At 34.0% G+C, this 11,448-nt stretch carries 10 protein-coding genes and 1 pseudogene; 4 read left to right on the top strand and 7 right to left on the bottom strand.

Translation table 11 applies throughout. From position 1 onward, the window contains the following. Nucleotides 1–92: 92 nt before the first annotated feature. A complete protein-coding gene (locus QZZ51_RS14140; RefSeq protein WP_291870789.1) occupies nucleotides 93–2,264 on the bottom strand; it encodes a DNA mismatch repair protein MutS in 2,172 nt (723 codons plus the stop codon). Between the two features lie 263 nt (nucleotides 2,265–2,527). On the opposite strand from QZZ51_RS14140, the gene QZZ51_RS14135 reads away from it, so the two are divergent. From QZZ51_RS14135 to QZZ51_RS14125, 3 genes are all read left to right on the top strand, one after another. Beyond that, nucleotides 2,528–3,595, top strand: a complete 1,068-nt coding sequence (locus QZZ51_RS14135; RefSeq protein ID WP_291870786.1) for a DUF6340 family protein — start codon at nucleotides 2,528–2,530, stop codon at nucleotides 3,593–3,595. Between the two features lie 80 nt (nucleotides 3,596–3,675). Then, on the top strand, nucleotides 3,676–4,344 hold the full coding sequence (gene ung, locus QZZ51_RS14130; RefSeq protein ID WP_291870785.1) for a uracil-DNA glycosylase: 669 nt from the start codon (nucleotides 3,676–3,678) through the stop codon (nucleotides 4,342–4,344). A 72-nt stretch (nucleotides 4,345–4,416) separates the two neighbouring features. Then, the gene (locus QZZ51_RS14125) at nucleotides 4,417–4,857 is read left to right on the top strand and encodes a response regulator (protein WP_291870783.1); all 441 of its coding nucleotides are present in this window, start codon (nucleotides 4,417–4,419) and stop codon (nucleotides 4,855–4,857) included. 10 nt (nucleotides 4,858–4,867) lie between these two features. On the opposite strand, the gene QZZ51_RS14120 is transcribed toward QZZ51_RS14125, so the two are convergent. The 5 genes from QZZ51_RS14120 to QZZ51_RS14100 form a co-directional block, all read right to left on the bottom strand. After that, on the bottom strand, nucleotides 4,868–5,713 hold the full coding sequence (locus QZZ51_RS14120; protein ID WP_291870780.1) for a substrate-binding domain-containing protein: 846 nt from the start codon (nucleotides 5,711–5,713) through the stop codon (nucleotides 4,868–4,870). Continuing rightward, nucleotides 5,710–6,582 (bottom strand): nucleoside phosphorylase, encoded by an 873-nt coding sequence (locus QZZ51_RS14115; protein WP_291870778.1) that lies wholly within the window; start codon nucleotides 6,580–6,582, stop codon nucleotides 5,710–5,712. Before QZZ51_RS14115 ends, QZZ51_RS14120 begins: the two co-directional genes overlap by 4 nt. Before the next feature lie 3 nt (nucleotides 6,583–6,585). Beyond that, a complete protein-coding gene (locus QZZ51_RS14110; protein ID WP_291870776.1) occupies nucleotides 6,586–7,518 on the bottom strand; it encodes a DUF1835 domain-containing protein in 933 nt (310 codons plus the stop codon). Nucleotides 7,519–7,635: 117 nt separating this feature from the next. Next, nucleotides 7,636–7,962 (bottom strand): translation initiation factor, encoded by a 327-nt coding sequence (locus QZZ51_RS14105; protein ID WP_291870775.1) that lies wholly within the window; start codon nucleotides 7,960–7,962, stop codon nucleotides 7,636–7,638. A gap of 1 nt (nucleotide 7,963) precedes the next feature. Further along, a complete protein-coding gene (locus tag QZZ51_RS14100) occupies nucleotides 7,964–8,914 on the bottom strand; it encodes a 2-oxoglutarate and iron-dependent oxygenase domain-containing protein (protein WP_291870772.1) in 951 nt (316 codons plus the stop codon). Nucleotides 8,915–9,042: 128 nt separating this feature from the next. Here QZZ51_RS14100 and QZZ51_RS14095 point away from each other — a divergent pair, with 128 nt between their 5' ends. Next, entirely contained in the window at nucleotides 9,043–11,019 is a 1,977-nt protein-coding gene (locus QZZ51_RS14095) for a dehydrogenase E1 component subunit alpha/beta (RefSeq protein ID WP_291870771.1), read from the top strand. Here QZZ51_RS14095 and QZZ51_RS14090 read toward each other — a convergent pair. Beyond that, nucleotides 11,016–11,448: pseudogene (locus tag QZZ51_RS14090) on the bottom strand (DUF475 domain-containing protein); the annotation flags it as partial. The gene QZZ51_RS14095 and the pseudogene QZZ51_RS14090 sit on opposite strands and share 4 nt — an antisense overlap.

Here is an 11,448-nt window from a genome sequence, read left to right as displayed (position 1 = left end):
ATAGGTACATAGTAAGGGTAATGTAATATTCTTGATGGTTTAGCATCCTATAAAAAATACGGGTATAATTACTAAACGTATTTTTTAGATTTCTATTTTTTTCTTTCCACCAATTCTAATTGATCTACACTAACATTAGTGGTAAATATGCCATAATTTACGATAGCTTTATTTTTCTCTAATTTATCGATACTGCCAACGGATTTACTATCCACTAAGCGCACACGGTCTCCTATTTTAAAAATAGTTTTGGGTTTGTTTTTTTCTTTTATAATGGCTTTTTTCTTCTCTATCTTTTTTTCTTGGCGGATAACTTGTACTTTTTCGATGACCTCTTTTTCTGTTACCGCTTTTTTTGCTTTCTCTACTTTTACTTCTTTTACGGTTTTCTTTTTTCTCTTGCTATTTTCCGTTTCTACTACTCGAAGCATTTCGGTAACTAAAATTCGCTTTTTTTTGTCTCTAAAATACCGCTCCGCAAGGGTGTTTACCTTATTTCCCAGATAAATCATCCGCTGGTTATGATCGTATAGTTCTTGGTAGTTCTCTAGTTTAGACTTTATTTTAGCGTTTAATTCTACTAGTTTTCTGCTTTCTTCTCTTGCTTTACTTTCTTCTTCTTGCAGTCTGGAGCCAGTTTGCACCATTTTACTGCGTTCTTTCTGCATTTTGCTTATGGTGGCATCAAAACGTACTTTTCCTCGCTCTATTTTCTTTTTAGCCTTGTTTATAAGGCTATATGGGATACCGTTTTTCTGGGCAACTTCAAAAGTAAAAGAACTGCCAGCTTCTCCAAGAACTAATTGAAAGGTGGGTTCTAAGGTTTTACTATTAAAAAGCATATTGGCATTAGAAATATGCGGAAGCTCGTTCGCAAGTAACTTTAGATTTGCATAATGGGTAGTAATTACGCCGTAGGCCTTTCGTTCGTAAAACACTTCTAAAAATGCCTCGGCAAGAGCTCCTCCTAATTCTGGGTCACTACCCGTACCAAACTCATCAATTAAGAACAAAGTGCTAGAATTACACTTTCGTAAAAATTGGTTCATGTTCTTAAGTCGGTAACTGTATGTACTTAGCTGATTTTCAATTGATTGGTTGTCTCCAATATCTGTTAGAACTTTATCAAATAAACACATTTTACTCCGTTCGTGAACAGGAACAAGTAAGCCACTTTGCAGCATTAACTGCAATAATCCAATGGTTTTTAGAGTAATACTTTTCCCTCCAGCATTGGGTCCAGAAATAACAATAATTCTATTCTCTGGGTGTAACTTTATGGTTTGCGGGTATGTTTTTTCTTTTTTATACTTGTTGTTTAAGAAGAGTAAAGGGTGGTAAGCATCTCTAAGATACATTTCTTTTTTTTCGCTAATCTTAGGTAAAAGGCCATTCATTTCCGAAGCATACTTTGCTTTGGCAGAAGTAATATCTATATGGCATAAAAAACGCTGGTATTCTGCTAATAAATAGTCAAACGGCCTAATGATTCCCGTTAGCTCGTTAAGAATGCGTTGAATCTCTTCTTTTTCATCGAACTCCAAATTATTAAGCTCTCTGCTATAGCGTAACGTAGCTTCGGGTTCAATATAAACAATGCTTCCAGTTTTGGAAGAACCCATAACAGAGCCTTTAATTTTCTTGCGATACATTGCTTTAACTGCTAAGACTCTCCGGTTTTCCACAACAGATTCTCGAATATCATCTAAATAATCGGAACTTTGATAGGTGTTTAATGCGGATAAAAAACTTTGATTAATTTTGCCTTTAACCTGGCTCTTTTGTCTACGTAGACCAAGTAGGGTGTTAGATGCATTGTCTTTTATTTCTCCAAACTTATCTATTACGCCGTTAATCAATGCTGGAATTTCGGTGTTTACCTCAAAATTTTCTGTGTATTCAAAAAGTAGGGGATAGTATTCCTTAAATTTTTTAAAGAATTTTTTATGGGTAGTAACTGTGGTGCAGATACTGCTAATCCTCCTAAAACCAACTAATTCTAATGTTGTATTCTCAATTTTTAAAAGTTTTAACTCATTATTAATGCTGTCAAAACTATGTGGTGGTATTTGGTTTTCACTTATTAAAGAGGAAAGATATTCAGAGGTTTGCCCCAAAATCTTCATTAATTCTATCTCATCAGAAATGGGTACTATAAGCAACGCATGCTCTTTACCTAATTCAGTAATGCTTCTCGCGGCAATTTGCTTAAGTACTGTTGGGAATTCTAAATCTTGTAATGTCTTGCTATGTATGCTTTCCATGTAAATCTTGGTAGATTACAAAGGTAGGCATTGGGGTTGAATTGGAAAATTATAAACGATTAGACTAGGTGTAGGGTATATATCCTTGGCTTTTTATCCAAAAAAAGCATATAATGTGATATTCTATTTGTTTGATTTTAAGTGGATTGCATATAGAAATTCAGAGGTGGAAATGCAATAAAAACCCTTTAAAAACTGTTTGGTACTTACGGTTGTATCTAAGGATATAAAAATAATCCTTGCAAACGTTAAGCAATTGCAGAATGAAAAAGATATTTAAAAACCCTATAATGTTACTGTTTTTGGCCTTTACAGCATGCAGTACCACTAAAGAGTATACTTTAATGACTTTGGAACCAGCCTCTGTAGATTTGGAGTCTAATATTAAAAGAATTGGTATAATTAACGAAAGTATTGTTCAAGAACAAAAAGCGTATAAAAATAGGATAGAACAAATTCTCTCTGAAAAAGATGCACAACTAGATAAAGAAGGTAAAAAAGCAGCTATTGCTGGTTTGTTTGATGAATTATTAAAGGATAAACGCTTTGATACCATAAAAATAATAGCGAAAATCCCAGCCAAACTAAAGAGTATGGGAGAATCTTCTGAAGGAATATCATGGACAAAGGTAGAGGCTTTATGTAAAGAGCATAACGTAGATGCTATTTTCTCTTTATCTCATTACGATACGGAAACGCAAGTTTCTTTACGTAAAAAGAAAATTATACAAGCCAATATGCTTCGGGTAAAAGAAAAGGTGAGAGGTAATGAAATTACATTAGAAACTTTAATAGAAAATGGATGGCGTATTTATAATCCACAGAATAAGCAGGTTATAGATGAAGTGGTATTCACGGAAGCTTTTAAATCTACAGCGCAAGGCGTAAACCCTGTTCAGGCTTTAATAGCTATAGAAGATCGGGCAAAAGAAGTAACAGTGCAAAGTAAAAATAAAGGAGAAGCATATGGAATGCGTTTATTACCGAGTAAAACTGGCGTTGTACGGAAGTATTTTATAAAAGGAGCGGTAGAGTTAGGGCTTGCGCATAGTTATGTAGAAGCTGGCGAATGGGAATCTGCAGTAAAAATATGGGAATCGCTATATTCTAATGAAGATTTAAAAGTACAGAGTAGAGCGGCATATAATCTTGCTTTTTACGAAGAATTAAAAGGAAACCTTGGCGGAGCACTCCATTTGGCCAAAAAGGCACAAAGAAAACAGGAAACAAAGGCTAATCAGCAGTACATAAACGTTTTGAAAGAGAGAATAGAGGAAAATGAAATTGTAAAACAACAATTGGCAAGAACTTATTTTCAAGAAGCATATTAGTTTCTCTAATATTAGACGGCATTTCTACTGTAAATTAATAGATATTACATATTTTTAAGAAGTAATTAGATACTTTTTAAATGATAACTACTTTAGAAAACTCTTGGAGACAAATTCTTACCGAAGAGTGCAACAAAGAATACTTTAAAAAATTAGAAAATTTTGTGGTTACCGAATATGCAGAGAATACCTGTTACCCGGAAAAACAAAATATTTGGGCGGCCTTTAATCATTGTAATTTGGAAGATATTAAGGTGGTCATAATAGGTCAGGATCCATACCATGGAAAAGGGCAGGCAAATGGCCTATGTTTTTCGGTAAAAGATGGCGTGCGCCATCCGCCATCCTTGGTTAATATTTTTAAGGAAATAGCTTTAGACTTAAATGTACCCTATCCAGAGAGTGGCAACTTAGAGCGTTGGGCTAAACAGGGCGTTTTATTATTAAATGCAACACTTACTGTTAGAGAAGGAGAGCCTGGAAGTCATCAAAAAAAAGGATGGGAGACGTTTACAGATGCTGTTATTAAAATAATATCGGATTCTAGAAAAGATGTTGTGTTTTTGCTGTGGGGCGGTTATGCTAAAAAGAAGGCAAAACTCGTAGATAAAGCTAAACACCATATTTTAGAGTCTGGACACCCCTCTCCTTTGAGTGCAAATAGAGGGTATTGGTTCGGAAATAAACATTTTGGCACTTGTAATCAATTTATACACAACAAAAAAGGAAAAAAGATTAGCTGGAGGTAGGATTTTTCGTTAATTTTGCTTAAGTTTAGTAAAGTAAATTCTTACATAGTACTAACCTAAAGACCAATTTGCATGAGTAATTTTACACACTTAAAGTCAATTTTACTAATTGATGATGATGAATCTAGTAACTTCTTAAATACTATATTTATAAATAAACTGGATTTAGATATTGATGTTCATGCTACGCTCAATGGACAAGAAGGTCTTGATTTTATTATGAATCAAGGAGATTTTGAAGGAGATGACCAATTATCTACGCCTTGCATGATTATGTTAGATATAAATATGCCATTAATGAACGGATGGCAGTTTATGGAGAAATATGAAGAATTGGTTCCTGAAGAGTTAAAAGAACAAATTTTTATTGTCTTGGTAACTATCAGCGATAGTATAGAAGATAAACGTAAAGCCAAAGAAAATTTATATATCAATGAGTTTATACAAAAACCATTGTCCGATATTAAGTTTAAAAAACTAATAAATAAACATTTTAAAGAAGTGGCAGTATAATTTATACCTTTTAGTATAAAATGTCCTTTTCGTTTAACGATTGAGTAATTAGGTTCAGGCTAGCCAAGCTATTTTGAACCTTTTTTAATGTTTTTATTTCTAGCTGTTTTTGACTCCATTCTGTAATTGTTAGCCACTCTTGTATGTCTTCTAACTTTTGCTCGTAACGATTTGCTAAGGTTCTATCGATACTTGGAATCGATTTAAACTCCGCTGTATACATGTTAATTACTTCTAATACATGTTTTAATAATGTAATGTTTTCTGTTAAGAATTTTTGAGTACCAGCAATAACAAAACATGGCCATGGAGTAGGGCAGTCTTCTATTCGTCTAAAGGTATTATTATCTACCAAAGGTTTTGTTGTAAAGTGCTCCCACATAAAATAGTCCGCAGTGCCAGTTGCCAAGCCTTCTATAGCTCCAGTTAAATTATGGATAATTTCAAATTGTAAATTATCGGTGTCCCAATTTTGTTTCTGTGCATTAACATAGGCCATAAGGTGACTTCCGCTTCCATACCTACTTATGGCTGCTTTTGTGTTTTTAAGGTCGGTAATAGTTTGGTGTGTACTATTATAATCCACATGAATGCCCCAAAGTAATGGAGAGCCTATATATTCTTGAACAATTTTTGTAGGATTACCTTCTGTAATACTTTTAATAATTCCTTCGGTAAGAATAATAGCTAGGTCTGTTTCTTCGTTTTGAAGCATTTGAGACATTTTTCCTGTTCCTTCTGGAATATCTGTCCATTGTAAATCGATACCTCTTTCTGTAAATGCACCTTCTTCTATGGCAAGATGCCAGGGCAAATTAAAATGCTCTGGTACACCAATTATTTTTACTTTTTTCAATCTTTAGAGAGTTTATCTAGAGTATATTTTATAAGGCTGTCAATTGCAAGAGTAGGGTTTTTAGAAAATTCTCCCGTACTTCTATTGGCAATAATACAATTTAAGGAAGCTGCTCTATGTCCTAATAGTTTAGATAGGGCATAAATTGCAGAGGATTCCATTTCTAGGTTCGTTACTTTTAGCTTATTATGCTCAAAAGAAGCTAGTTTAGCGTTAAAATTTTTATCATCTAAAGCTAGTCTTAAAACACGGCCTTGAGGTCCGTAAAAGCCCGAGTTTGTTCCGGTAAATCCTAATCGTATACGATTTGAGGTAAGCGTTTTTCCTAAATTTTCATCGTATTTTACAATGTAAGGCAGTGGTTTGTTGCTAGACCAATTCGTCTGCTCTACAAATGCCTTTGTAAGTTCTGGATGTTGAATATTTTCATTAGCATAGAAGTGTAAAACACCATCAAATCCAATAGCATATTCAGATAACACAAAAGAATCTACAGGAATGTCCGCTTGTATAGAACCCGAAGTTCCAATGCGAACAATACGAAGCTGCTTGTGTTCCTCTTTTATCTTTCGTTCTTTAAAATCGATGTTCGCTAATGCATCGATTTCATTTAAAACGATATCAATATTATCTGTACCAATTCCGGAAGAAATAACACTTATGCGTTTTCCATTTAGGGTACCGGTATGTGTAATAAATTCTCTTTTCCCTTTTTTTACTTCAATAGAATCAAAATACTGAGATACTTTTGGTACTCTATTTTGATCACCTACTAATATTATAGTTTCAGCCAGGTCATCGGGTAGTAAGTTTAAGTGGTAAATGCTGCCATCGGCATTTAGAATAAGCTCGGAATGCTCAAGGCTCATAGGTTATAATTTTAAAATTCTATCGGAAGCAGTATTGTATAAAAAATTATACTTTAAAGCTCCTCCTAGATATACCTCGTTGTTTTGTATGCAAGAATAATAACTGGTTTGTTTGTCTAATATTTCCTTTCCCTTTTTAGTCAGTCTTACAGGGTTAAAGGAACTAAACAAAGGTTTTAATCTTGTTATAGCTCTTTGGTACTGTAGGTCAGCAAAACCAAAATTGCCTTGGTGTGCGAGTACTGTACGCATAAATTCTTTCTTATTTGCTGGTTTGTAATCTTTGGCCAATTGTAAAATATTATTTTCCATAAGATTTAAACCATTAGCAATACTCGGGAATCTCTGCAAATGGGTTTTAATAGCGCCTTCTAAATACTTAAACTGGTAATTTTTAAAATCTGTTAAGTTTTCTAGTCTAATAGGGTTGTCGCTACAGTATAATTGCCAAACGTAATCTGCATAAGCAATATCATCTTGCGTTAAGACGATTCTATCTACATATAGTTTTTGAAGCTGCTCGTTATTCAATTCGTTTAAACCATAGAGTTTATCCGATTTATCTTCTTTGCCGCTGCAAACTAAAGTTATCTGAGCGTATTTTCTGTGGGTTTGTAGCCAACTAATAACAGCCAGCATGTTTATTTGGCAGAACAAATCGTATTCAAACCATAAAACTATTTGATCTTGTTTTTTATGATTACATAAAGAACGATACTCTTTTAATGTTTTTTCTATAAATGAAGACTTAGAAACTTTATAGTTGTTATGAAGAAATTCGTAGCGTGCTTTCCAAAAAGATTCACTTCCGACTTGGTTTAGCGTTTTGCCTTCGCATAGCATTTCTCGCCAAGTGATTATTTCGCCTTCTAGGTTAAGAGTGTTTAATCGGTCTGTAAAACTATCTCCATTGGTAATATGCAATAGGGAACTCATTTTCAGTGTGGTTTAGGTTGTAAGTATATAAAAGTAACATTTAATATAAAAGGACAAAAAATATTTAACAAAAAATACGCAACCAAATGTAAATTACTGCATCTAGTGTAATTGTACTTATCCTCCGACACGTTTTACTTGGAACCCTTTTTCTTGTAAAAGCTGCATTATTTTATCTCGATAATCTCCTTGAATAATAATTTTACCTTCTTTGAAACTACCGCCAACACTAAGTTTTGTCTTTAGTTCCTTAGCAAGTTTTTTAAAATCAGTATCTGCTCCAGTGTAGCCTTCTAAAATGGTAATTGGTTTTCCTTTTCTTTTTTCATACTTGCAAATAATAGGGTCATCTTGCATCCAAATAGTGCTTTTTTCTTTCTTCACAGGTTCTTTGGAAGGTTTATGTTCCGGAAAAAGATTCTTTAATTGGTCTTGTAAGTTCATTTTATTCTTTAATTAATCCTAATTCTATAAGTCTTTCATGTAAAAATTCTCCGGCAGTTATATCTTCAAATTGTTTTGGATTTTCTTCGTTAATACAATTTGGCAAGCAGTTTAAAGACATTTCGCTTATCGGATGCATAAAAAATGGAATGGAATATCTAGAGGTTCCCCATAATTCTTTAGGCGGATTTACAACTTGGTGGATGGTAGATTTTAGTTTGTTATTTGTTAATCTAGAAAGCATATCTCCTACATTAATCATTAACTGATCTGGTCTAGCAATAGCATCTACCCAATCTCCTTCATGGTTCTGTACCTGTAAACCTTTACCATGCGCCCCCATAAGAAGAGTAATAAGGTTAATATCTCCGTGTGCCGCAGCTCTAACCGCATTTTTTGGTTCCGAAGTAATAGGAGGGTAATGAATAGGTCTTAAAATAGAGTTTCCATTTTTTATATAATCATCAAAATAAGTTTCCTCTAAGTTAAGATGTGTGGCTAATGCTCTAAGCACGTATTTAGCTGTTTTTTCTAGCATCTTATAAGTTTCTTCTCCAATAGCATTAAAATTAGGAAGTTCTTTTACCATTACATTATCTGGATATTCTGCCTCTAACTTGGAATTGTTTTCTACATACTGTCCAAAATGCCAAAATTCCTTTAAATCTCCTTCTTTACGTCCTTTAGCATGTTCTTTTCCAAAAGAAGTGTACCCTCTTTGACCGCCAATACCTTCTATTTCATAGGAGTCTTTTATGGCTTGTTCTTGATTGAAGAAGTTTTTTATCTCGGCATATAAGTTTTCAACTAAAACATCAGAAAGAAAGTGGCCGCTTAATGCAACAAAGCCAATCTCTTCAAAAGCTTTTCCAATCTCGGTAGTAAATTTTTGTTTTTTTACAGCGTCTCCAGATACAAATTCTTTTAGGTCTACACTTGGTATAGTACTCATAACTTTGTTTTAGTAGTTCCTTCAAAATTACAAATTATTGATCATATAAAAGGAAACATTGCTAGTAACGACGCTTTCTTTTTGTTACATTTATATATCATTTATACAATAAACCATTAAAAACTAACATGGAATACGCTAAATATCAGTTAAGTAATGAGGTTCTAATTCAGCTTTATAAGGCAATGCTTATTCCTAGGATGATAGAGGAAAAAATGCTGATTTTATTGCGACAAGGCAAGATATCTAAATGGTTTAGTGGTATTGGCCAAGAAGCAATTTCGGTAGGAGTTACCTCTGCTTTGTTACCCGAGGAGTATATACTACCTATGCACAGAAATTTAGGAGTTTTTACTACTAGAGAGATTCCTTTACATAGACTTTTTGCTCAATGGCAAGGTAAAGAAAGCGGATTTACTAATGGTCGGGATCGTAGTTTTCATTTTGGTACTCAGGAATACAAAATTGTTGGAATGATATCGCATTTAGGACCACAATTAGGAGTGGCAGATGGTATAGCCTTAGCGCATGTTTTAAAAAAAGAAGCTAAAGTAACCACTGTTTTTACTGGCGATGGAGGTACTAGTGAGGGTGATTTTCACGAAGCGCTGAATGTGGCTTCTGTTTGGAGTTTACCTGTCCTTTTTTGTGTGGAAAATAATGGCTATGGTTTATCTACTCCGACCAATGAGCAATATAATTGTAAAAACATAGCAGACAAAGGTATTGGTTATGGTATGGAAGCACATATTGTCGATGGAAATAATATTTTAGAAGTCTATACTATTGTAAAAACCCTTACCGAAAGTATGCGAAAGAACCCTAGGCCTATACTTTTAGAATTTAAAACGTTTAGAATTCGGGGTCATGAAGAGGCTAGTGGAACCAAATATGTGCCGCAAGAAAAGTTAGATCATTGGGCAGCTAAGGATCCTTTAGAAAACTATGTTGCTTACCTACGTAATAAGGAAATCTTGACGGAAGTAGAAGAGGTAGAAATTAAAAAGGAAATTTTACATACGATTGATGCTAATTTAAAACGCGCTATAGAAGAAAAACCTATAACGGTTGATTTGGATAAAGAGTTAAGTGCTGTTTATAAAGAATTTACCCATATAAATATTGCGCCAAGTTCTATTGTAAAAAGTATACGATTGGTAGATGCTATTTCAGAGGGATTAAAACAGTCCATGGAAAGGCACCCTAGTTTGGTGTTAATGGGACAGGATATTGCTGAATATGGTGGTGTTTTTAAAGTAACCGAAGGATTTGTAGACGCATTTGGAAAAGAGCGCGTACGTAATACGCCCATTTGCGAATCGGCAATTATTTCCGCTTCAATGGGATTGTCTATAAAGGGATTAAAAGCTGTAGTAGAAATGCAGTTTGCCGATTTTGCAAGTACGGGATTTAATCCTATTGTTAACTATTTAGCAAAGTCTTACTACCGTTGGGAAGAAAATGCGGATGTAGTTATACGAATGCCTTGTGGTGGAGGTGTTTCTGCTGGGCCTTTTCATTCCCAAACCAATGAAGCATGGTTTACAAAAACACCTGGATTAAAGGTGGTATATCCTGCTTTTCCGTTGGATGCAAAAGGTTTATTAGCATCGGCAATTAATGATCCAAATCCTGTTTTGTTTTTTGAACATAAAGCGCTTTATCGTAGTATCTACCAAAACGTGCCAACATCCTATTACACAACACCATTGGGAAAGGCTAGTTTACTAAAAGAAGGAGAAGATATTACTATAGTTTCTTATGGTATAGGAATACATTGGGCTTTAGATACTTTAAAGGAAAACCCTGGCATCCAAGCCGATGTAATTGATTTGCGCACATTACAACCTTTAGATATAGAAGCAATTTATACCTCTGTTAAAAAAACAGGAAAGCTTATCATTTTACAAGAAGATAGTTTGTTTGGTGGTATTGCAAGCGATATTTCTGCTCTCGTTAGCGAGCACTGTTTTACCTATTTAGATGGTCCTATAAAAAGAGTTGCAAGTTTAGAAACTCCCATTCCTTTTGATTCTGCTTTAGAGGAGAATTATTTACCTAAGAAGAGGTTTTTAAAAGCGTTATTAGAGTTGGAGGAATATTAAACTATCTGTTTTTCGGGAATAACTAAAGAAGCTACAATTCCACCTAATAAAGAGGCAGAAATTACAGCAAGAGAAACCCATTCTGGAAATTCTATATGATGAGAGAATAACATTTTTAAACCTACAAATGCTAGTATACAAACTAAGCTATAGTTTATATATCTAAATTTTTCTAGCATTCTAGAAATAAGGAAATACATAGAGCGTAACCCCATAATAGCTAGTATATTAGAGCTAAAAACAATAAATGGGTCGGCTGTAATAGCTAAAATTGCAGGAATACTATCTAGAGCAAAAAGAATATCGGTAAGTTCAATTACAATTAGGGCTACAAAAAGGGGAGTGGCAGCATTAAGTCCCATTCGCTTAATAAAAAAATCGTGCCCATGCATTTGCGAAGTAATAGGATATAATCTTTTTAGCTGTTTA

This window comes from Maribacter sp. (genome assembly GCF_016744255.1).
Classification (GTDB): domain Bacteria; phylum Bacteroidota; class Bacteroidia; order Flavobacteriales; family Flavobacteriaceae; genus Maribacter_B.
This window is presented reverse-complemented; position numbering and strand designations above follow the sequence as displayed.

Bases quoted from the DNA above. Each gene is read 5' to 3' on its own strand.
- QZZ51_RS14140 (WP_291870789.1), bottom strand. From the start codon at position 2,264: ATGGAAAGCATACATAGCAAGACATTACAAGATTTAGAATTCCCAACA.
- QZZ51_RS14135 (WP_291870786.1), top strand. From the start codon at position 2,528: ATGAAAAAGATATTTAAAAACCCTATAATGTTACTGTTTTTGGCCTTT.
- ung (WP_291870785.1), top strand. From the start codon at position 3,676: ATGATAACTACTTTAGAAAACTCTTGGAGACAAATTCTTACCGAAGAG.
- QZZ51_RS14125 (WP_291870783.1), top strand. From the start codon at position 4,417: ATGAGTAATTTTACACACTTAAAGTCAATTTTACTAATTGATGATGAT.
- QZZ51_RS14115 (WP_291870778.1), bottom strand. From the start codon at position 6,582: ATGAGCCTTGAGCATTCCGAGCTTATTCTAAATGCCGATGGCAGCATT.
- QZZ51_RS14110 (WP_291870776.1), bottom strand. From the start codon at position 7,518: ATGAGTTCCCTATTGCATATTACCAATGGAGATAGTTTTACAGACCGA.
- QZZ51_RS14105 (WP_291870775.1), bottom strand. From the start codon at position 7,962: ATGAACTTACAAGACCAATTAAAGAATCTTTTTCCGGAACATAAACCT.
- QZZ51_RS14100 (WP_291870772.1), bottom strand. From the start codon at position 8,914: ATGAGTACTATACCAAGTGTAGACCTAAAAGAATTTGTATCTGGAGAC.
- QZZ51_RS14095 (WP_291870771.1), top strand. From the start codon at position 9,043: ATGGAATACGCTAAATATCAGTTAAGTAATGAGGTTCTAATTCAGCTT.